Below are 19,767 nucleotides of genomic sequence, written 5' to 3' on the forward strand. Positions count from 1 at the left end.
ACAGGCTAAAATGCGCGCCCGGCTAACCGCTGATCCTTTTCTAACGCGCCCCACAAGGTTCGCTACGTGATCGAGTTTCAAAACGTCCACAAAACTTACCGCGTCGCCGGTAAGGATATTCCCGCCCTGCATCCGACCAGTCTGACGATTGAGAATGGTCAGGTCTTCGGCCTGATCGGCCATTCCGGTGCGGGAAAAAGTACCCTGCTGCGTCTGATCAATCGTCTGGAAAATTCCAGTGGCGGCAAGATCATCGTCGATGGCGAGGAAGTCACGGCGCTGGATGCAAATAGCCTGCGTCGTTTCCGTCAGCAGGTCGGGATGATTTTCCAGCACTTCAACCTGCTGGCGTCCAAGACCGTGGCCGACAACGTCGCGCTGCCGCTGACCCTCGCCGGTGAACTGTCGCGCAGCGAAATCGACCAGCGTGTGGCGCAGTTGCTGGCGCGGGTCGGCCTGTCCGACCATGCGAAAAAGTACCCGGCGCAACTGTCTGGCGGTCAGAAGCAGCGTGTCGGCATCGCCCGTGCCCTGGCAACCAAGCCGAAAATCCTCCTGTGCGACGAAGCCACCAGTGCCCTGGACCCGCAGACCACGGCGTCGGTCCTGCAACTGCTGGCCGAGATCAACCGCGAGCTGAAGCTGACCATCGTCCTGATCACCCACGAAATGGACGTGATCCGTCGGGTCTGCGATCAAGTGGCGGTGATGGATGCCGGCGAGATCGTCGAGCAAGGTTCGGTGGCCGAGGTGTTCCTGCATCCCAAGCACCCGACCACCAAGCGCTTTGTGCAGGAAGACGAGCAGATCGACGAAAGCGAACAGCGCGACGACTTCGCTCACGTACCGGGCCGCATCGTGCGTCTGACCTTCCAGGGCGAAGCGACCTACGCGCCGTTGCTGGGCACCGTCGCCCGGGAGACGGGTGTGGACTACAGCATCCTGGCCGGTCGTATTGATCGCATCAAAGACATTCCCTACGGGCAACTGACCCTGGCGATCACCGGTGGCGACATGGAAGCGGCGTTTGCGCACTTCACTGCGGCTGACGTTCACATGGAGGTGCTGCGCTGATGGACAGTTTGTTGCATTATTTCGACAACGTTGACTGGGCTGATATCTGGGTTGCCACCAGCGACACCATGGTCATGCTCAGCTCTTCTCTGTTTTTCACCGTGCTCTTGGGTCTGCCGTTGGGCATCCTGCTGTTCCTGTGTAGTCCACGACAATTGCTTGAACAAAAAAACGTCTATTCGATACTGTCGTTCGTGGTTAACGCGATACGTTCACTGCCGTTTATCATCCTGCTGATCGTGATGATTCCAACCACTATCCTCATCACGGGCACTTCCCTAGGTGTGGCTGGTGCTATTCCACCGCTGGTGGTCGGCGCTTCGACCTTCTTTGCCCGGCTGGTTGAAACCGCCTTGCGTGAAGTGGACCGCGGCATCATCGAGGCAACGCAGGCCATGGGCGCAACGACCCGGCAGATCATCATGAAAGCCCTGTTGCCCGAAGCCCGTCCTGGGATCATCGCGGCGATCACAGTGACCGCCATTGCGTTGGTAGGCTATACGGCCATGGCCGGTGTGGTAGGCGCAGGGGGCTTGGGCGACCTTGCTATTCGCTACGGGTATCAGCGGTTTCAGGACGACGTGATGGTTGTCACCGTCGTGATGCTGATCGTGCTGGTTCAAATTCTGCAAACAATCGGCGATAAGCTGGTCGTACACTTCTCACGTAAATAAGTCATGAGCCGGCCATTCGCTGGCAGGCGCCCAGGCGCCTCACAAGGAGTTAGCTGAATGAAAAAACTACTCGTCGCGTTCGCTGCCGTTGCAGCCTTTTCCGCACACGCTGCCGACACCCTGACGGTGGCGGCCACTCCGGTGCCTCACGCGGAAATCCTCGAGTTCGTTAAACCGGCCCTGGCCAAAGAAGGCGTGGACCTGAAGGTCAAAGTCTTCACCGACTACATCCAGCCGAACGTGCAGGTGGCCGAGAAGCGTCTGGACGCCAACTTCTTCCAGCACCAGCCGTACCTGGATGAGTTCAACAAGGCCAAGGGCACCAATCTTGTAAGCGTTGCCGGTGTGCACCTGGAGCCGCTGGGCGCTTACTCCAGCAAGTACAAAGCGCTGACCGAGCTGCCAGGCGGCGCCAATGTGGTGATCCCGAACGACGCTACCAACGGCGGCCGCGCGCTGTTGCTGCTGGCGAAGGCTGGCCTGATCAAGTTGAAGGATTCGAACAACATCCTGTCGACCGTCAAGGACATCACCGAGAACACCAAGGACCTGAAATTCCGTGAACTGGAAGCCGCGACCATCCCGCGCGTGCTGACTCAGGTCGACCTGGCGCTGATCAACACCAACTACGCGCTGGAAGCCAAGCTCGATCCGTCCAAGGACGCGCTGGTCATCGAAGGCAGCGACTCGCCGTATGTGAACATCCTCGTTGCCCGTCCGGACGACAAGAACAGCGCCGCGATGCAGAAACTGGTTGCTGCCCTGCACAGCCCGGAAGTGAAAGCCTTCATTCTCGAGAAGTACAAAGGCGCGGTATTGCCGGCGTTCTGATCTGAAGCTTTAACGAAAAATGGGGCGCCAAGTGCGTCCCCTTTTTTGTGCCCGAAACACCGTCCCTGTGGGAGCGAGCCTGCTCGCGAAAGCGGTCTATCAGTCAACGGTGATGTTGAATGTGATGGCCTCTTCGCGAGCAGGCTCGCTCCCACAGGGGTTATGCGGTGTTTATTTGCGGTTGAGCATCACTGGCAACTGCGCCACCAACTTCTGGTTGTTCAACGGTGCACGAATGAACCCGCGCTGAGTCCCGTCCGGCCCGATCACCGCAAGGTTGCCGCTGTGGTCGACGGTGTAATTAGGCTTGCTGGTGTCCGCCGGAATAAACGGAATGCTCACCGCATTGGCCAGCTTCTGAAGGTCTTCGACCGAGGACGCAGTCAGCCCGATGAATTGCGGATCGAAGTAGCCCAGGTACTGCTTGAGTTGCTTGGGCGTGTCGCGATTCGGGTCGACGCTGACCAAAACGATTTGCAACTTGTCCACCGCGTCCGCCGGCAGTTCGCTCTTGATCTGCCGCAGTTGGGCGAGGGTGGTCGGGCAGATGTCCGGGCAGAAGGTGTAGCCGAAGAACAGCAAACTCCACTTGCCTTTCAGCTCGCTGACCGCCACCGGCTTACCGTCCTGATCGGTCATCTTCACGTCCGGCAGGTTACGGCTTTGGGGCAACAGGATGATCCCCGCATCGATCAGTGCCGTCGGGTCACCCTGGTTTTTTCCGGTCAGTACTTTATTGATGGTCAGGCCCAGGATCAGCGCGATCAAGGCGACGAGAATGAAGACGGTTTTCTGGGTTCGAGTCATAGGATCAACAGTAAGTAGTGGTCTACGAGCAGCGCGATAAACAGCAGGAACAAGTAGTAAATAGAGTACTTGAACGTGTTGATCGCCGCATGCGGCCGAGTGCCACGGTACAGCACGACGGCCCATTGCAGAAACCTCGCGCCAAGTCCCAGCGCACAAGCCAGGTAGAGCACGCCGCTCATGTGGATCACGTAGGGCATCAGGCTGACGGCCAGCAAGGCAAAGGTATAAAGCAGGATGTGGACTTTGGTGTAGTGCTCGCCATGGGTCACCGGCAGCATCGGAATGTCAGCCTTGGCGTATTCCTCCTTGCGGTGAATCGCCAGCGCCCAGAAGTGCGGCGGGGTCCAGGCGAAGATGATCAGCACCAGCAGCAACGGTTCGGCACTGACATGACCGGTGGCGGCGGTCCAGCCGAGCAGCGGCGGGGCCGCACCGGCGAGGCCGCCGATGACGATGTTTTGCGGCGTCGCACGTTTCAGGAAACCGGTGTAGACCACGGCATAACCGAGTAACGACGCGAGGGTCAGCCATGCCGTCAACGGGTTGGTGAAGGCCAGCAGCAAGGCCTGGCCGAGCAGCGCCAGCACCAGAGCGAAAGTCAGCGCAGCGCTCGGAGATACCCGACCTTCGGCCAAGGGCCGCTTGTGGGTCCGGGCCATGACAGCGTCGATGCGCCGGTCCACCACATGGTTGACCGCCGCCGCACCGCCGGCACACAAGGCGATCCCCAGATTGCCGAACACCAGCACCGTCCACGGCACCCCGGCGCGGGTCGCGAGAAACATGCCGACCAGCGAGGTGATGAGCATCAGCACCACCACTTTCGGCTTGGTCAGCTCCAGGTAATCCCGCCAGATTGCCTGACTGTGACGTTCGCCGATCAGGGTCGCCATGGCATTTCTCCTTTTATTGTTATGGGCCCGGCCGAGTGTTTACGCAGGCTGAGACGCCAGCGCACTGGGGGCTGATGCTTGACCCGAACCAGACTGGTTCGCGCGTGATAATTGACCAGCACCATCGTCAGTAGCAGCGCTGCGCCACCGGCGTTGTGGGCGACGGCCACCGGCAGTGGCAAGTGAAACACCACGTTGCTGATGCCCAGGGTGATTTGTGCGGCCAGGGCGATCAGCACCATGGCGGCCAGGCGCGTCATGCCGACGACCTTCAGTTGCCAGGCCAGACCGAACAAAACGAGGGTGACCAGCAACGCGCCGATGCGGTGAGTCAGGTGAATCGCGGTGCGGGCATCGCTGTCCAGTTGCCCGCCCAGGTAATTGGGGCCGATATGTTGCGTCAGGTGAAAGCCGTTGGCGAAATCAGCCGGTGGCAGCCATTGCCCGTGGCAGGTCGGAAAATCGATGCAGGCCACCGCCGCGTAATTGGAACTGACCCAACCGCCGAGGGCGATCTGCCCGATGACCAGCAGCAAGCCGGCGGTCGCCCAGTATTGCAAACGCCGAGGTACGGTCAGCGCCGGCAATACGCCGGACAGGCGCAAGGTCAGCAGGAACAGCAGACTCAAGGTCGCAAAACCGCCGAGCAAATGCCCGGTGACCACTTGCGGCCAAAGCTTGAGTGTCACCGTCCACATGCCGAACGCCGCTTGGGCAATCACCACCGCCAACAGGAAAAGCGGCAACTTCACCGGCTGCCCCGGGTGATGACGATGGACCCAGGCGCGGCCCGCCAGCACCGCGATCAGCAGCCCCAGCGTGCCGGCGAAGTAGCGGTGAACCATCTCGTTCCAGCCCTTGTGGGCTTCCACCGGGGCGTCTGGAAAATGCAATTCGGCATGGGCCAGTTGGGTTTCGCTTTTCGGCACGCTGATAAAACCGTAGCAGCCGGGCCAGTCCGGGCAGCCGAGGCCGGCGTGGGTCAGGCGCGTGTAAGCGCCGAGCATCACCACAATCAGTGCCAGTAAGGTGGCAAACAGCGCGAGGCGAAATCCAGGTTTGGCCATGACGATGCCCTTATCCGATGTTCGACAGTTTCAGCAGGTGGCGCAGGTCGTTGAGCAGGTCCTTGCCCTTGACCGTCGGGTCGTAGCGCAGCACCAGATTGCCGTGAGGGTCGATGATCCACAGGTGCGGCGTGTCATTGCTTTGCGCGCCTTGGGTGTAGGTCGGCAAGTCCAGTGAATAGCGTTGCAACTGCGGGTACTCACGTTGAAGCTTAGTCTCGTAATCGCTGTTCAGCGGCTGCGCGACTGCCAGCGCATGGCTGGCGCGGGCGGCATCGCGACCGAGGCCGATCTGGATCTGCCGCGCCAGATACACCAGCTGCTGGCAGTCCACCGAACAGTCCTTGGGCGCTGTCACCAGCAATTGCCAGCGCTCTTCTTGCGCCTGTACGCCGATGTCGGCGCGGGTCTGGCCGTTGCCGATCAGTTCGCCGTGGTAAATGCGGCCCTCCGGCACCCAGAACTGCAATTTGTACATGCCGGTGGCGAGGATCATCGGACCCACCACTCCCAACACGATCAGCAACAACTGCAAGCGCCCGCGCCGCCGATTTACCGGCGCTTTCGCCTCAGACATGCCGGGTGGACTCATGGCCGCTCCCATTATTTTTCTCCTTTGCGTTGTGCCAGCCGAGATAGAGGTAAAGGCCGAGCAGGGCAATCGACAGGGCGAACCACTGCACGGCATAAGCCAGGTGTTTTTCCGGCCCCATGGCCACCACCGGCCAATCGGCCTGGTAAGTCGCGGGGCCGCTTTGCGCGCGTAATTCGTAGGCGAAACCGTCACGCTCAAGTGCTGTCCAGAGCCTGGCCGGTTCAACGGCGGTGATCAGTTGTGGCCAGGTCGTGGCGCTTGGGTCGGCGTGCAACTGGAACGTTGCGCCGGGGGATACATAGACCCAGGCGTCGAGGCTCAATGCCTGAGTTGGTGTGGTGAATGACGGCGGTGTGCGCCGATCCGGCCACGGCAGCCAGCCGCGATTGACCAGCAGCCAGAGCCCGGTTGCCTGATCCTGAAACGGTTGCAACAGCTCGACCCCGACCTTGCCGTTGCGCTGACGGTTATCCAGAAGCAGGCTGTGTTCGGCATCGAACTGGCCGTGCAGGCGAACCCGACGGAAGGCCGGATCTTCGGTGTGTTGCAGTTCGGTGCTGGCCATCGGTTCGGCCGCCCGGCGCTCGGCGTAGCTTTGCAGCAGCGCGCTTTTCTCCGCGCCCCGGCTCAACTGCCAGAACCCGAGTGACACCAGCAAAGGCAGCAGCACCGCGACCACTAGCGTCGGCACGAGACCCGGCCGGAAGTGTTTCATGGCGTCGCCAGAAAGTCGGTAGTTGCGATAGCTATACTCAAATGCATCGCCTGTCCCCCGGAGTGTCACCATGCTCAAAACAGCCATCGTCCTGATGCTGATTGCCACGGTTGTGAGCCTGTTCAGCGGCCTGTTTTTTCTGGTCAAGGACGACAGCCACTCGAATCGCCTGGTCATCGCCTTGAGTGTTCGTGTTGCTCTGGCCGCCGCCACTGTCGGCTTGATCGCCTGGGGTTTTTTCAGCGGCCAGTTGGTATCTCACGTGCCTTGGTAGTCATGAGCGCCAAGGCTCAGAGCACGTAGACGAAAACGAACAGACCGATCCACACCACGTCCACGAAGTGCCAGTACCAACTCGCCGCCTCGAAGCCGAATTGATGGTCGGCATCGAAGTGCCCGCGCATGACCCGCATCAGCATCACGAACAGAATGATGGTGCCCATGGTCACGTGGGCGCCGTGGAAACCGGTGAGCATGAAGAACGTTGCGCCGTAGATGCCGGAACCCAGAGTCAGGCCCAGCTCGTGGTAGGCGTGCAGGTATTCTTCGACCTGGAAACCGAGGAACGCACAACCGAGCAACACGGTCAGCGCCAGCCAGATTTTCAGTGCGCCGCGATGGCCCTTCTTCAAGGCGTGGTGAGCGATGGTCACGGTGACGCTGGAACTCACCAGCAGCACGGTATTGAGCAGCGGCAGACCCCAGGGGCTGATGACTTCCTTGGGGGGAGGAAAGAGTTTCGAGTCCGGGTTGTTCAGCAGCGGCCAGGTGAATTCAAACGCCGGCCACAGCATGTGAGCGAGGCCTTTGGTGCCTTCACCGCCCAGTGCCGGGCCCGAGATGTTGCGCACATAAAACAACGCACCGAAAAAGGCGATGAAGAACATCACCTCCGAGAAAATGAACCAGCTCATTCCCCAGCGGAACGAGCGGTCCATCTGTGCGCTGTACAACCCTTGGCGACTTTCCTTGATCACCGTACCGAACCAGCCGAACAGCATGTAGGCCAGCAGCAGGCTGCCGACGAAAAAGATCAATGGACCATGGGATTCCGGCCGCGCAGCCTTCAGGTCGTTGAACCAGGTGCCCAGGCCGAACACCGTGACGAACATGCCGACCGTGGCGATAATCGGCCATTTGCTCTGGGCTGGAACGTAATAATGTTCGTGAGTTGCCATTTATTGTTCTCCTTATCGGGCACGCTTTAACGCCTAGCCGCCGGTGCTTGCTGCAACAGCCACGGGCGGATGACGTGCGGTGATATCGAACAGCGTGTAGGACAGCGTCAGGTGCTTCACATCCTTGGGCATGTCGCGGTCAACGATGAACCGTACCGGCATCTCGATTCGCTGACCGGGCTGCAGCACTTGCTGGGTAAAGCAGAAACATTCGGTCTTGTGGAAGTACGCCGCAGCTGCGCTGGGCGCGATGCTCGGAACTGCCTGGGCGCTCATCGGGCGATCGGTCGGGTTGTGGGCGATGAAAATCATCTCGTTCACCGCCCCCGGGTGAGCGGTCAGCTCATCACTCTTGGGATAGAAATCCCAGGTCATGTCGGCGGAGTTGGTCGACAGAAACTGCACGCGAACCTGTCGCGAGGCGTCGACCGTTTGTTCGCCTTCATACTGCCCGGCGGTTTTGCCATTGATGCCGAACACCTTGCACATCACGTCGTAGATCGGCACCAGGGCAAAGCCGAAAACAAACATCGCTACCACCACCAGCAACAGGCGGGTGACCAGTTTTTTCATCGAAATCGAATCAGCCATGATTTCTAACCTTTACGCATAACCCGGTAGGAGCAGGCCTTTGTGGCGAGGGAGCTTGCTCCCGCTGGGTCGCGAAGCGGCCCCAAAAGTTTTGCGTCTGCTTCGCAGCCGAGCGGGAGCAAGCTCCCTCGCCACAAAAGCTCGCTCCCACAAAGGCAAGGCTGTTCATTTCACTTCCGGCGGTGTGGTGAAGGTGTGATACGGCGCTGGCGATGGAATGCTCCATTCCAGGCCTTCGGCGCCATCCCACGGCTTGGCCGGTGCCGGCTCACCGCCACGAATGGTCTTGATCACGATGAACAGGAAGAAGATCTGCGTGGCACCAAACATGAACGCGCCGATCGACGACACCATGTTGAAGTCAGCGAACTGCAGGTTGTAATCCGGAATCCGCCGCGGCATGCCCGCCAGGCCCACGAAGTGCATCGGGAAGAACGCCATGTTCATGCCGATGAACGAGAGCCAGAAGTGCAGCTTGCCAAGGGTTTCGTCATACATGTGGCCGGTCCATTTCGGCAGCCAGTAGTAAGCCGAGGCGAAGATCCCGAAGATCGCCCCGGGCACCAGCACGTAGTGGAAGTGCGCGACCACGAAGTAGGTGTCCTGGTATTGGAAGTCCGCCGGGGCGATGGCCAGCATCAACCCGGAGAACCCGCCAATGGAGAACAGGATGACGAACGCCACGGCGAACAGCATCGGTGTCTCGAAGGTCAGCGAGCCTTGCCACATGGTGCTGGCCCAGTTGAACACCTTGACCCCGGTGGGCACCGCGATCAGCAGCGTGGCGTACATGAAGAACAATTCGCCCACCAGCGGAATGCCGACAACGAACATGTGGTGTGCCCAGACGATGAATGACAGGAAGGCAATACTTGCCGTGGCATAGACCATCGAGGTGTAGCCAAACAGCGGCTTGCGTGAAAAGGCCGGAATGATCGAGCTGACGGCACCGAAGGCCGGCAGGATCATGATGTACACCTCGGGGTGACCGAAGAACCAGAACACATGCTGGAACAGTACCGGGTCACCGCCACCCGCGGCACTGAAGAAGCTGGTGCCGAAGTGGATATCCATCAGCATCATGGTCACGCAGCCGGCCAGCACCGGCATCACCGCGATCAGCAGGAACGCGGTGATCAGCCAGGTCCAGACGAACAGCGGCATTTTCATCAGCGTCATGCCGGGGGCGCGCAGGTTGAGGATGGTCGCGATCACGTTGATCGCCCCCATGATCGAACTGATCCCCATCAAGTGGATGGCGAAGATGAAGAACGTCACGCTTTCCGGTGCGTACGTCGTCGACAGCGGTGCATAGAACGTCCAGCCGAAGTTCGGACCGCCGCCGGGGGTGAACAGGGTCGATACCAGCAGGATGAACGCCGCCGGCAACAGCCAGAAACTGAAGTTGTTCATCCGCGGCAGGGCCATGTCCGGCGCGCCGACCATCAACGGGATCATCCAGTTGGCGAGGCCGACGAAGGCCGGCATCACCGCACCGAAGACCATCACCAGGCCGTGCATGGTGGTCATCTGGTTGAAGAATTCCGGCTGGACGATTTGCAGTCCCGGCTGGAACAACTCGGCACGGATCACCATGGCGAACGAGCCGCCCAGCAGGAACATGGAGAACGCAAACCACAGGTACAGCGTGCCAATGTCCTTGTGGTTGGTGGTCAGCACCCAGCGCATCAGGCCTTTGGCGGGGCCGTGGGCGTGCGCGGTGCCGGTATGAACATGGTCATCGACGACAGCAGTCATGTCCTGTCTCCTGCAAACGGATGGGCTGGGCGAGCCGGGGTGCAATGCCCCGAGCAGTTCCTTACGTACGCAATAGACCGGGTCATTTGCTTTCCGCCTGTTTCAGCTCCAGCACTTCTTTAGGGGTGACCATGTCGCCTTTGTTGTTGCCCCAGGCGTTACGTTCGTAGGTCACGACCGCTGCGATATCGACTTCCGAGAGTTGCTTGCCGAACGCCGCCATCGAGGTGCCTGGCTTGCCGTGGAAGACGATGTTCAGGTGATCCTTGATCGGCCCGGTGGCGATTTTCGAGCCCTTGAGTGCCGGGAACATCGGCGGCAGGCCCTGGCCTTCGGCCTGGTGACAAGCCACGCAAGTGGTGTGATAGACCTTGTCGCCGCGCTCCTTGAGCTCGTCGAGGGTCCATTCCTTGCTGGTCAGCTCTTTGAGCTGCGCGGCTTCCGCCTTGCGCTCGCCCAGCCAGGTCTCGTAATCGGCCTTGTTCTTGACCTCGACCACGATCGGCATGAAGCCATGGTCCTTGCCGCACAGCTCGGCGCACTGGCCACGGTAGATGCCGGGTTTGTCGATACGGGTCCAGGATTCATTGACGAAGCCCGGAATCGCATCGCGCTTGACCGCGAAGGCCGGCACCCACCAGGAGTGGATAACGTCAGCGGAGGTCACCAAAAAGCGCACCTTGGCACCGATCGGCAGCACCAATGGCTTGTCGACCTCCAACAGGTAATGCTCGCCCTTGGTTTCCTTGTTGTGGATCTGATCAGCGGGGGTGTTCAGGTTGCTGAAAAACTCGACGTCCTGACCCAGGTATTTGTAGTGCCACTTCCACTGATAGCCAGTGACCTGGATATCGATATCCGATTCAGTGTTGTCGTACATCTTGATCAGCGTGATCGTTGCGGGAACCGCCATGGCCACCAGAATAAGGAGGGGCACGATGGTCCAGAGAATTTCGACGGTGGTGCTTTCATGAAATTTGGCGGCCACCTGCCCGGTCGAGCGGCGGTGGACCATCATCGACCAGAACATGGCACCGAAGACGATGATCCCGATCACTACACAGATCCAGAAAATGGTCATGTGCAGATCGAATACTGCGTGACTGATTTCAGTCGCTCCAGGCGCCATATTCACAGTCCAGGCCGCTTGCGCCTGACTGAAAATCGACCACAACAGGAGGCCCATCCAGACATGTGGATGTCGCATCATTGCGGGTTCCCCTTATAGTTCTTTTTATCCCGCCGGCTTTCACCTGCGGCAAGGGAGCGGCTTTTTCAGACTACGAACTTGAATCGCCGAGCCTTGCTGCATATGCAGTCGGGCGTCATCAGCTAACTCCATTCAGAACCGAGTATAGACAGCGACTGCCACCTCGCAACGCGATGGGCGTAAATCGACTGAAACAGGTTGGACTTGCGTTCTGGGTCACGAATGGAGAAGGATGCAGACGAGTGGTGGCAAATCGATATAACTTCGATGTCTCAAGGATGAAATAATTATGACAAATGCGTCTTAGCCTTTTTCATAAGCCAGCTAATTTATGTCTTCCCTATTTCATTGCCTTCGTTTCCTGGAGTTTTCATGAACACCGCCGCGTTGCGCGAGCAGATCCAAAAAGCCCAAAAACATGAGGCCGACACCGGCCTGCTGACTCGTCAGCTGGAAACCCAACTGCCGCACCTTCACTCCGCCATCCAATTGCCGGATGTCGATGCCAATGGCGTGATGACGCGTTTTGTGGCCGCGTATATAGAGCAAGTGCCGGACCTGCTGGATGCAGCCAATGAAGTCGCCAGAGAAGCGGGCATCGAATCGCAGATCAAGCCGGTATTGAAAATCGCCGAGCAGTTCTTCCTCCAGCCGCCAGCGATCATGGCCGGTCACGTCGGCCTGGACAGCCTGCTGGACGAAGCTTATCTGGCGCATCGGTTGGTCGAAGAGGTCAATGACCTGTACATCAAGCATTTTGGCCAGCCATTGATCCCCTTGGACATGACTGTTGCCAACCTGATTGCCCACCAGTTGATTGGCGAGGAATTTGCCAATCAACTGGATGAGGCGGTGCATCACGCTGTGGACGAGATGCTTAACGATGAAAGCTTCGCGCTGGAGTCCGTCGAGGCCTACCGCGAGAAACTCAACAGCCCGGAAACCGGCGCCGCATGGAAGCGCTGGCCGTGTCTGTCGCGCCAGTTGGGCGTGGGCCTTGAGCTGGATCAGCCAGCGGCGTAAGTCTATGTAATACCTTGTAGGAGCGAGGCTTGCCCGCGAAGGCTGCCAGACATTCGACATTGATGTCGACTGACACGCCGCCTTCGCGGGCGAGCCTCGCTCCTACAGGGGGTTTAACCGGCTGAACCTACTCCGGTTGTAGTACGTAACCGTCCTTCAAGCCTGCGCTTCAACCCCCGCGCTTCGATTAACAGCTTCGACCCCTTGGCCGCGTTGGCCCGGCCCCACTCCTCCAGCAACTCAAGGCACGAGTGATCGATGTAGCTCAAGTTATTGAGCGGTACATGCACCGTTGTACCTGCCGGAATGGTCCCTAGCACTTGGGTCAGCGCCGGCACCTTGAGGAAGGTTGCCGCCCCCACCAGTCGCAGTTCCATCTCGCCGTCCGCCGGCAGATCGATCAGGCTGATTTTCAGACGCGAAGCCTTCCAGGCCAGTTTGGCCAGCGTCAGACCGAAGCCGATCAGCACGCCGGTCAGCAGGTCAGTGAAGATGATTGCCAGTGCGGTCGCCGCATAGGTGAACATCGGCATCCGGCCATAACGGCCCAGGCCGCGAAAGGCCTTGAGGTCCACCAGTTTGAAACCGGTGTAAACCAGAACCCCCGCCAGACTCGCCACCGGAATGCTTTGCAGCACGCTCGATAGCAACAGCACGAAGGCCAGCAACCACAGACCATGAAACACCGCCGACAGTCGGGTGGTGGCGCCGGCCTGAACGTTGGCCGAGCTGCGCACGATCACCCCGGTCATCGGCAGCGCGCCGAGCAGACCACACAGCATGTTGCCCACACCTTGCGCCGACAGTTCGCGGTCGAAGTCCGAGCGCTGGCCGCTGTGCATGCGGTCCACGGCGGCGGCCGAGAGCAGGGTTTCGGCGCTGGCGATAAAGGCCACGGCGAAGGCGGCGATCAGCAGGGCCGGGTCTGCCAGGTTGAGCAGGTCCGCCGGGCGCAGCCAATCGATGGCTTCTGCCAGGTTGGCCGGGACCTCTACGCGTTTGACCTGCAATGCGAGCACGAGGCTGGCGACCGTTGTCAGACCGACTCCCAGCAATGCGCCGGGAACGAAACGCAGGGAGTGCGGGCGGAATTTCTCCCACAGCCACATCACAGCAATGGTCGACAGCCCAAGCAAACCCGCTTGCCAGCCAAACGAGGGCAAAGCCTGAATCACTGCAGCGGGGAAGGCCGCCAGGTTATCCAGCCCTGAGGGCTTGGGCACGGCGTCGAGCATCACATGCACCTGTGACAACACGATCAACACCCCAATCCCGGCGAGCATGCCGTACACCACAGCGGGCGCCGTGACCCGAAACCAGCAGCCCAGCTTCAAGCGTCCGGCCACCAATTGCAGAAAACCCGCCAGCAGCAGGATCGGCCCGAGCATGGCAATACCATGCTGGCGCACCAGTTCGAACACCAATACCGCCAGCCCCGCCGCCGGGCCGCTGACTTGCAGCGGTGACCCGGCAAGCCAGCCGACGACCAGACCGCCGATGATGCCGGTGATCAGACCTTTGGCCGGCGGCAGTCCCGAGGCGATGGCGATGCCCATGCACAAGGGCAGGGCGACCAGAAACACAACCACCGAAGCCAGCAGCTCCCGTGGCAGAACAGCTTTTAATTGAGTAGCACGCATGGTGACTCTCCCGAAGTTTTCTTCAGGCGTGGCAAAGCCGGGCTGCCTGATCAGCAGCCTCGGCTAAACCACACAGGGATCTGGTGTCCTGTCTCGCAAACGTATTTGTGAGACAGGACACGAAGAGGATTTAGAAGCGCGCTTTGGGCGTCGCCACCGGAATCGGATGGCTGCCATCGAGCGGCAGGAAACAACCCTGATCCGCGTCGTAAGCTTTGATTTCGCTGGTTTCGATGCTGTAGACCCAACCATGGATAAACAGCTGACCGTTGGCCATGCGCGAGGCCACCGACGGGTGCGTGCGCAAATGCTGCAACTGAGCGATCACATTCTCTTCGGTGAGGATGTGCATGCTCTCGTTTTCATCAGCGCAATGGCAGTTGTCCTGAACCATGGTTTTTGCCACTTCCGCATGACGCAGCCAGGCTTTGACAGTCGGCATCTTTTCCAGGCTCTGCGGGTTGAGTACCGCGCGCATGGCGCCACAGTCGGAGTGCCCGCAGATAATGATGTGCTGCACGCCGAGGGCCAGCACCGCGTATTCGATGGCCGTGGAAACACCGCCGTTCATTTGCCCGTAAGGCGGCACGACGTTGCCGACGTTACGGGTCACGAACAGGTCGCCGGGGGCGCTTTGGGTGATCAGTTCGGGAACGATGCGTGAATCGGCGCACGCAATGAACATCGCCCGAGGCCGTTGGGCCGTGGCAAGTTTTTTGAAGAGCTCTTCCTGCTGCGGAAAGATCTCGTGATGAAAGTGCAAAAAGCCGTCAACGATATGCTGCAGCGCTGCATCGGCGGTTTCCGCCTCGGGTTGGGCTGAAGCCGACACAGCCAACGGCTGTTTATCCTTGTCACTCATGATGCATCCTCTTTGGCGGAGTCAGGGAATTTTCCCGTTTTGTCCGATGTGAAGCCAGTGGCTGTATAAAAAACATCCAGGTCGAAAAGCAAGACCCGTCAGTCACTCGATGAACAAGGTAGCCGTTGAAACTTAACTCAAACTGAATTAAGTGCTCTAACACTTGTGTTCCAGGTCACAAAAAACGTGACCGACCTAAACACGACGTGCCTTTCCCACTACTTCACCATAGGCCAATTGTCCTTAAATCAACGACATCTGGCGACCCGGCGGACAAAAGGCTGTGCAATCCAGGTTGAAACCTTCCCGACGATTGAGCCCCAGGCGCTTGATGGTTTTGGCGAAGCGTTGCGCCAACAGATCGGCAAACGGTCCTTCACCGCGCATACGGGCACCGAACCGGCTGTCGTAGAGTTCGCCACCACGGCTTTGCCGGATCAGGCTCAACACATGAGCTGCACGCTGAGGATAGTGGGCGGCCAGCCACTCTTCGAACAGCGGTGCCACTTCCAGCGGCAAGCGCAACATCATATAAGCCGCACTCTGGGCACCTGCCGCATGGGCTTCGGTCAGCAGGCTTTCGAGTTCGCTGTCGTTGATCATCGGAATCATCGGTGAGCACAAAACGCCCACCGGAATCCCTGCTTCGCGCATCACCCGGATCGCCCGCAGTCGTGCCTTGGGTGCCGCGGCGCGCGGTTCGAGGATGCGTTTGAGCTCATCGTCCAGGCTGGTGAGGCTGATCATCACCGCCACCAGCCTTTGCTCGGCGAGTTCGACCAGCAGGTCCAGATCGCGAAGAATCAGCGAGCCCTTAGTGATAATGGTCACCGGATGGCGGTAACGCAGCAGCACTTCGAGAGTCTTGCGGGTGATTCTGTGTTCACGTTCGATCGGCTGATAAGGGTCGGTGTTGGAACCCAGGTTGATCGGCGCGCATTGATATCCGCGTTTGGACAGCTGCTCTTCCAGCACGTCGGCGGCGTTGGTCTTGGCGATCAGTTTGGTTTCGAAATCCAGCCCCGGTGACAAGTCCCAATAGGCGTGACTAGGTCGCGCGTAGCAATAGATGCATCCGTGTTCGCAACCGCGATAAGGATTGATCGAGCGGTCGAAGGGTAAGTCTGGCGAGTTGTTGCGGGTAATGATGGATTTCGCCGTCTCGATGCGCACCTCGGTGCCTTGGGTGATCGGCGCTTCCTGATACCAGCCGTCATCCTCGGCCACCGAGCGGTTAGGCGCGAAACGGTTGTGCGGGTTGGTGGCGGTGCCGCGGCCGCGGGGTGGCAGAGGCGTATTCATCGACAAAAGTCCAGTGGCTGTATGTGCATACAGTATCCGAAGGTCAAGTGACAGACCAGTGCCGTTCGGCAGCTTCATACCTTAGATAACCAGAAATTAACTAACAAGATGAATTGTGCCCCGCAGCAGTCATCACGAGAAACAGATATAAAGTGGTGCGCTTACAATAAATGCCATTACTACCCATTCCACACGAAGTTGTCGTGGATCAATAATTAGAAGGATCTAATCATGTCGCTTTTTAATCAGCGCGGTATTTTTTACAACTGCTGGTACCCAATATCACCAGCCCTCATGAAGCCCAGGTATCGATGCAACTTGCACGTAAAGAGTTGGAATGGGACGCGGTAAATGAGGTGGAGACCGCAGCACTGGTCGACTCCGTCTATGTGACAGCGGTTTCCAGCGATGCTGGCCGGTCCTTCACTATCAAGACCCTCAACAGCGATGTGGACGGGGACGGCGATATTGATAATGATGACAGGGCCAAACTGCTGGCTTTGGCCAAGGCTTATTCCAGCATCGTAAATCCCTGAAGTTGATAGTTGTTGCCAAGCCTGCATGAGTGTACGTGCAGGCCTGGTTTTATCTCCCTTTACTGATTCAGTCCCTTGCCGGAGTTAGTCTCGAAACTAATACATCATTGAAAGTCAGCGTTTTTTCTATATATAACGTCAATCAGCGAAGTCGGGTACTTTGACTGCAACACTCTGGATGACCCTCTGTGTCGGAAATCAGCTATTTATTCACGATTCTTTGACAGTAGCCTCACAGGCCTTTGACTGTCCCAGGTTCAGGATGTCGGTTACTTCTCCACACTTCACGGTCAACCTGAGCATGTCCCTACTGCGCCTTTTACCCGCGATGCTCTTTTTGTCGCTGGCCGCACTTTTCAACCTGACGCTGGCCCACGCGGACGACGCGGCTTTACCTCGCCCTGCGGAGTGGGCTCAACCGGTAGAAGCAAAATACAACCTCTTTCAAATGTCTCCGACGCTGTACCGCAGTGCATTGCCCGACCGCACAGCGGTACCGTTGTTGGAGAAACTCAAGGTCGGCACCGTCATCAATTTCCTGCCCGAGTCGGACTCAATCTGGTTGTCCACACCCGGAATCACCCAGATACAGCTGCCCTACCGCACCAATCACGTGGATGACAGTGATGTACTCAAGGCCCTTCGCACAATTCAGACCGCCGAGGCCAAAGGCCCTGTGCTTATGCACTGTAAACACGGCTCAGATCGCACCGGCCTGATGGCGGCGATGTACCGGGTGGTGGTGCAAGGCTGGAGTAAAGAGGATGCCCTGAACGAAATGACCCAGGGCGGCTTTGGTGACAGCACCCATTTCAAGGACGGTGTGCGGTACATGATGCAGGCCGATGTCGACAAACTTCGTACGGCGCTGGCCAACGGTGATTGCAGCACGAGTCCATTTGCCAGTTGCTCGATGAAGAACTGGTTCAAATCGGCTCACATCGAGTAATCATGTCTCAGCTACCCACTGCGACTGGGAAAAGATCCTCGGCAAGTGGCTGTTCCAGAAACGCCTCTAGAGATAACAACAGAGAGTGTGAAGCCCCAGGTGAAAAAACGGCTTCGCGAAAGGCCTTACCTGTTCGGATATTGAAAACCCAATCCCGCTCAAAGCGTTTGAAGGCTTCGGTGGCTAGTACATCTGACCAGTTGTAGGCGTAAACCGACGCGCCGTAACCGGTCACCATATAATCGAAACTGTTTGCGAGTCGGCTATAGGAAGACAGTTTCAAGTGAGGAATTTCCCGCTGTACGTCTTCGAATACCCGCTGAACGCTACGGCCATCACCTTGAGAGCTGTGCAATTGGAAATCAAACAAGCCTGCCATCAGCAATCTGGCTGACTGCCAGCTGCTATGGGCTTGAAGCGATGTCAGTACTTTATCGATTTGAGCCTCGGTCAAGCGTTCACCGGTGCGGTAGTGGGCCGCCAGCCACAGTAGAAACTCTCGTGAAAAGCACCAGCGTTCGAATAGTTGCCCGGCAAATTCCGCCGTGTCGCGTCCCAGCTGGGAGATGCCTGAAAGAGTGTAATGTGGTGAACGAGTCAGAGTGTGGTGCAGGCAGTGGCCAAACTCATGGAAAAGCACCCGCAGATCCAGATGAGTCAGCAAACAAGGTTGATCAGCCAAAACCTCAGTGAAGTTGGCATGAATAACGGCAATTGGCAGGGTCAGTCGGCCTTCGGCGTCCACTCGCCGGTTGCGCGGTGTCGCGGTCCATGGAAAGTCAGGGGCCTCCTTGCGATGGAACGGGTCGAGGTAAATATGCCCGACCACCTGCCCGTGCTCGCTGACTTCAAACAGACGGACGCTGTCATGCCAGCGACTGAACGTTGTTTGCTCAACGATCCGGATTCCGAACATGCGCTCGCTGAACAGGAAGATTCGGCGCAGGGTTGCGTCCAGCGGAAAATAGTCGCGCAGGCTTTTCAGGGGCGTATCGAGGTATTGCTGGCGCAGCTTTTCGGCGAGAAACTCGTGGTCCCAGGGCAGCACCTCAGCGATGCCCTGGCTGGCCGCGAAAGCCTTGAGCGCTTGCGCATCCTCCTCGAAGCTCGATGTTTTCAGCGCCACTTGTCGACGCAGGAATCCGCTGACCTGTGCGGTTGAGTCCGCCATCCGGTTCGCCAGGCTCAATTGGGCAAAGTTTTCATACCCTAGCAGTTGGGCTTTGCGATGACGCTGAACCAACAGCGATTTCAATACCGGTCCATTATCGAATTGTCCGGCGTGCGGGCCCTGATCAGAGGCTCGAGTGCTGAAGGCAACGAAATACTCTTCACGCAGGGAGCGATCTTCGGCATAGGCCATGACTTGATTGCAGGTGTCCTGATCCAGGGTTATCAGCCAGCCCGCATGCCCTGCCTGCTGTGCGTTGAGTGCCAGGCGATCTTTGGTCGCCAGGGGTAAACCGTTGAGTTGAGCTACGTTGTCGATGCGCTTGCTCCAGGCCGAGCTTGCATTCTCCAGATGCTTTAGGAACAGGCTCTCGAGCGCTCTGATTTCGCGATTCAGGCGAGCAAGTTGCTGCTGTTGATCGAGGGCTAATTCGATTCCGGAGAAGCGAAACCTGCGCAGAATCTTGTTCAGCACGGCTTTGCGAGACTCATCGAAACTTGCTGCGATCGGGCTTTGTGCAAGCTTTTGATAGGCCCGGAACAGTGCCTGATTACTCATTTTTTCGGTTTTGTACTGCGCCACGGCATTACGACATGCACCGCTTGCCAGCTCCCAGGTGTCACCGTCGTGCTTCACCATGGCGAGGGTTTCGATGATACCCATGGCTTCATCCAGGCGTGCATCGGTTTCATCGACCGCCAGCACAAAGTCGTCCCAAGTCGGGAATATTGATTGGCTGGTGATGATGTCGGAAATGGCCTGACGGTTGTCGCGGATGATTTTTTCGATGGCCGGCACGAGATGCTCGGTGCGAACGTCCGAATAGGGCGGCAGGTCCCAGTGCTGCAGAAGCGGATTTTTATCTGGCATGGTGTCTTCCTTGACTGG

The 19,767-nt window shown here is 58.5% G+C and carries 19 protein-coding genes and 1 pseudogene; 7 read left to right on the forward strand and 13 right to left on the reverse strand.

Annotated elements, in window-relative coordinates:
* The first annotated feature begins 66 nt into the window (after positions 1-66).
* From ACA044_RS00330 to ACA044_RS00340, 3 genes are read left to right on the forward strand one after another with little or no spacing between them, the layout of a single operon-like run.
* Positions 67-1,074: a methionine ABC transporter ATP-binding protein gene (locus ACA044_RS00330; protein ID WP_497444663.1), complete on the forward strand. Its 1,008-nt coding sequence runs from the start codon at positions 67-69 to the stop codon at positions 1,072-1,074.
* Positions 1,074-1,748, forward strand: a complete 675-nt coding sequence (locus ACA044_RS00335) for a methionine ABC transporter permease (protein ID WP_497444664.1) — start codon at positions 1,074-1,076, stop codon at positions 1,746-1,748. Before ACA044_RS00330 ends, ACA044_RS00335 begins: the two co-directional genes overlap by 1 nt.
* A 57-nt stretch (positions 1,749-1,805) precedes the next feature.
* The gene (locus ACA044_RS00340) at positions 1,806-2,579 is read left to right on the forward strand and encodes a MetQ/NlpA family ABC transporter substrate-binding protein (protein ID WP_038980334.1); all 774 of its coding nucleotides are present in this window, start codon (positions 1,806-1,808) and stop codon (positions 2,577-2,579) included.
* A gap of 171 nt (positions 2,580-2,750) precedes the next feature.
* Here ACA044_RS00340 and ACA044_RS00345 read toward each other — a convergent pair whose 3' ends face one another.
* The 5 genes from ACA044_RS00345 to ACA044_RS00365 are packed head-to-tail and all read right to left on the reverse strand — an operon-like array spanning position 2,751 to position 6,659.
* Positions 2,751-3,386, reverse strand: coding sequence for an SCO family protein (locus ACA044_RS00345; RefSeq protein ID WP_497444665.1), 636 nt, complete (start codon positions 3,384-3,386; stop codon positions 2,751-2,753).
* Positions 3,383-4,282 carry a heme o synthase gene (gene cyoE, locus ACA044_RS00350; RefSeq protein ID WP_497444666.1) on the reverse strand — a complete coding sequence of 300 codons (900 nt, stop codon included), beginning with the start codon at positions 4,280-4,282 and terminating at the stop codon, positions 3,383-3,385. Before cyoE ends, ACA044_RS00345 begins: the two co-directional genes overlap by 4 nt.
* Positions 4,270-5,349, reverse strand: coding sequence for a COX15/CtaA family protein (locus tag ACA044_RS00355; protein WP_497444667.1), 1,080 nt, complete (start codon positions 5,347-5,349; stop codon positions 4,270-4,272). Before ACA044_RS00355 ends, cyoE begins: the two co-directional genes overlap by 13 nt.
* A gap of 10 nt (positions 5,350-5,359) precedes the next feature.
* Positions 5,360-5,953 carry a PA_0111/PP_0108 family redox-active disulfide protein gene (locus ACA044_RS00360; protein WP_497444668.1) on the reverse strand — a complete coding sequence of 198 codons (594 nt, stop codon included), beginning with the start codon at positions 5,951-5,953 and terminating at the stop codon, positions 5,360-5,362.
* Positions 5,919-6,659, reverse strand: coding sequence for an SURF1 family protein (locus ACA044_RS00365; RefSeq protein ID WP_497444669.1), 741 nt, complete (start codon positions 6,657-6,659; stop codon positions 5,919-5,921). Before ACA044_RS00365 ends, ACA044_RS00360 begins: the two co-directional genes overlap by 35 nt.
* A gap of 70 nt (positions 6,660-6,729) precedes the next feature.
* Here ACA044_RS00365 and ACA044_RS00370 point away from each other — a divergent pair, with 70 nt between their 5' ends.
* Positions 6,730-6,933: a twin transmembrane helix small protein gene (locus ACA044_RS00370; protein WP_497444670.1), complete on the forward strand. Its 204-nt coding sequence runs from the start codon at positions 6,730-6,732 to the stop codon at positions 6,931-6,933.
* A 16-nt stretch (positions 6,934-6,949) separates the two neighbouring features.
* Here ACA044_RS00370 and ACA044_RS00375 read toward each other — a convergent pair whose 3' ends face one another.
* The 4 genes from ACA044_RS00375 to coxB all read right to left on the reverse strand — a co-directional run bounded on the left by ACA044_RS00375 (position 6,950) and on the right by coxB (position 11,396).
* Positions 6,950-7,837, reverse strand: coding sequence for a cytochrome c oxidase subunit 3 (locus ACA044_RS00375; protein ID WP_497444671.1), 888 nt, complete (start codon positions 7,835-7,837; stop codon positions 6,950-6,952).
* Between the two features lie 33 nt (positions 7,838-7,870).
* Positions 7,871-8,428: a cytochrome c oxidase assembly protein gene (locus ACA044_RS00380; protein WP_497444672.1), complete on the reverse strand. Its 558-nt coding sequence runs from the start codon at positions 8,426-8,428 to the stop codon at positions 7,871-7,873.
* A 165-nt stretch (positions 8,429-8,593) separates the two neighbouring features.
* Entirely contained in the window at positions 8,594-10,186 is a 1,593-nt protein-coding gene (gene ctaD / locus ACA044_RS00385) for a cytochrome c oxidase subunit I (protein ID WP_497444673.1), read from the reverse strand.
* A gap of 82 nt (positions 10,187-10,268) precedes the next feature.
* Positions 10,269-11,396 carry a cytochrome c oxidase subunit II gene (gene coxB / locus ACA044_RS00390; RefSeq protein ID WP_497444674.1) on the reverse strand — a complete coding sequence of 376 codons (1,128 nt, stop codon included), beginning with the start codon at positions 11,394-11,396 and terminating at the stop codon, positions 10,269-10,271.
* Positions 11,397-11,768: 372 nt separating this feature from the next.
* Between coxB and ACA044_RS00395 the strand changes: the two genes are divergently transcribed.
* Positions 11,769-12,419 carry a hypothetical protein gene (locus ACA044_RS00395; RefSeq protein ID WP_497444675.1) on the forward strand — a complete coding sequence of 217 codons (651 nt, stop codon included), beginning with the start codon at positions 11,769-11,771 and terminating at the stop codon, positions 12,417-12,419.
* Between the two features lie 113 nt (positions 12,420-12,532).
* Here the strand turns inward: ACA044_RS00395 and ACA044_RS00400 are convergent, their stop codons facing one another.
* From ACA044_RS00400 to ACA044_RS00410, 3 genes are all read right to left on the reverse strand, one after another.
* Positions 12,533-14,059 carry a SulP family inorganic anion transporter gene (locus ACA044_RS00400; RefSeq protein ID WP_497444676.1) on the reverse strand — a complete coding sequence of 509 codons (1,527 nt, stop codon included), beginning with the start codon at positions 14,057-14,059 and terminating at the stop codon, positions 12,533-12,535.
* A 130-nt stretch (positions 14,060-14,189) separates the two neighbouring features.
* Positions 14,190-14,921: a carbonic anhydrase gene (locus ACA044_RS00405; protein WP_497444677.1), complete on the reverse strand. Its 732-nt coding sequence runs from the start codon at positions 14,919-14,921 to the stop codon at positions 14,190-14,192.
* Between the two features lie 243 nt (positions 14,922-15,164).
* Positions 15,165-16,223: a PA0069 family radical SAM protein gene (locus ACA044_RS00410; RefSeq protein WP_497444678.1), complete on the reverse strand. Its 1,059-nt coding sequence runs from the start codon at positions 16,221-16,223 to the stop codon at positions 15,165-15,167.
* 231 nt (positions 16,224-16,454) lie between these two features.
* On the opposite strand from ACA044_RS00410, the pseudogene ACA044_RS00415 reads away from it, so the two are divergent.
* Together ACA044_RS00415 and ACA044_RS00420 are read left to right on the forward strand one after the other, a co-directional pair.
* A pseudogene (locus ACA044_RS00415) lies at positions 16,455-16,759 on the forward strand (hypothetical protein).
* 301 nt (positions 16,760-17,060) lie between these two features.
* Complete coding sequence (locus ACA044_RS00420) at positions 17,061-17,708, forward strand: dual specificity protein phosphatase family protein (RefSeq protein ID WP_497447338.1); 648 nt, start codon at positions 17,061-17,063, stop codon at positions 17,706-17,708.
* Between the two features lie 7 nt (positions 17,709-17,715).
* Here the strand turns inward: ACA044_RS00420 and ACA044_RS00425 are convergent, their stop codons facing one another.
* A complete protein-coding gene (locus ACA044_RS00425; RefSeq protein ID WP_497444679.1) occupies positions 17,716-19,749 on the reverse strand; it encodes a M3 family metallopeptidase in 2,034 nt (677 codons plus the stop codon).
* Positions 19,750-19,767 lie beyond the last annotated feature (18 nt).

Source organism: Pseudomonas sp. LBUM1673, assembly GCF_059695645.1.

What these genes read in the sequence shown, in the direction of transcription:
- ACA044_RS00335 (WP_497444664.1), top strand. Translation starts at nt 1,074, where the DNA reads ATGGACAGTTTGTTGCATTATTTCGACAACGTTGACTGGGCTGATATC.
- ACA044_RS00340 (WP_038980334.1), top strand. Translation starts at nt 1,806, where the DNA reads ATGAAAAAACTACTCGTCGCGTTCGCTGCCGTTGCAGCCTTTTCCGCA.
- ACA044_RS00345 (WP_497444665.1), bottom strand. Translation starts at nt 3,386, where the DNA reads ATGACTCGAACCCAGAAAACCGTCTTCATTCTCGTCGCCTTGATCGCG.
- cyoE (WP_497444666.1), bottom strand. Translation starts at nt 4,282, where the DNA reads ATGGCGACCCTGATCGGCGAACGTCACAGTCAGGCAATCTGGCGGGAT.
- ACA044_RS00355 (WP_497444667.1), bottom strand. Translation starts at nt 5,349, where the DNA reads ATGGCCAAACCTGGATTTCGCCTCGCGCTGTTTGCCACCTTACTGGCA.
- ACA044_RS00360 (WP_497444668.1), bottom strand. Translation starts at nt 5,953, where the DNA reads ATGGGAGCGGCCATGAGTCCACCCGGCATGTCTGAGGCGAAAGCGCCG.
- ACA044_RS00365 (WP_497444669.1), bottom strand. Translation starts at nt 6,659, where the DNA reads ATGAAACACTTCCGGCCGGGTCTCGTGCCGACGCTAGTGGTCGCGGTG.
- ACA044_RS00370 (WP_497444670.1), top strand. Translation starts at nt 6,730, where the DNA reads ATGCTCAAAACAGCCATCGTCCTGATGCTGATTGCCACGGTTGTGAGC.
- ACA044_RS00375 (WP_497444671.1), bottom strand. Translation starts at nt 7,837, where the DNA reads ATGGCAACTCACGAACATTATTACGTTCCAGCCCAGAGCAAATGGCCG.
- ACA044_RS00380 (WP_497444672.1), bottom strand. Translation starts at nt 8,428, where the DNA reads ATGGCTGATTCGATTTCGATGAAAAAACTGGTCACCCGCCTGTTGCTG.
- ctaD (WP_497444673.1), bottom strand. Translation starts at nt 10,186, where the DNA reads ATGACTGCTGTCGTCGATGACCATGTTCATACCGGCACCGCGCACGCC.
- coxB (WP_497444674.1), bottom strand. Translation starts at nt 11,396, where the DNA reads ATGATGCGACATCCACATGTCTGGATGGGCCTCCTGTTGTGGTCGATT.
- ACA044_RS00395 (WP_497444675.1), top strand. Translation starts at nt 11,769, where the DNA reads ATGAACACCGCCGCGTTGCGCGAGCAGATCCAAAAAGCCCAAAAACAT.
- ACA044_RS00400 (WP_497444676.1), bottom strand. Translation starts at nt 14,059, where the DNA reads ATGCGTGCTACTCAATTAAAAGCTGTTCTGCCACGGGAGCTGCTGGCT.
- ACA044_RS00405 (WP_497444677.1), bottom strand. Translation starts at nt 14,921, where the DNA reads ATGAGTGACAAGGATAAACAGCCGTTGGCTGTGTCGGCTTCAGCCCAA.
- ACA044_RS00410 (WP_497444678.1), bottom strand. Translation starts at nt 16,223, where the DNA reads ATGAATACGCCTCTGCCACCCCGCGGCCGCGGCACCGCCACCAACCCG.
- ACA044_RS00420 (WP_497447338.1), top strand. Translation starts at nt 17,061, where the DNA reads ATGTCCCTACTGCGCCTTTTACCCGCGATGCTCTTTTTGTCGCTGGCC.
- ACA044_RS00425 (WP_497444679.1), bottom strand. Translation starts at nt 19,749, where the DNA reads ATGCCAGATAAAAATCCGCTTCTGCAGCACTGGGACCTGCCGCCCTAT.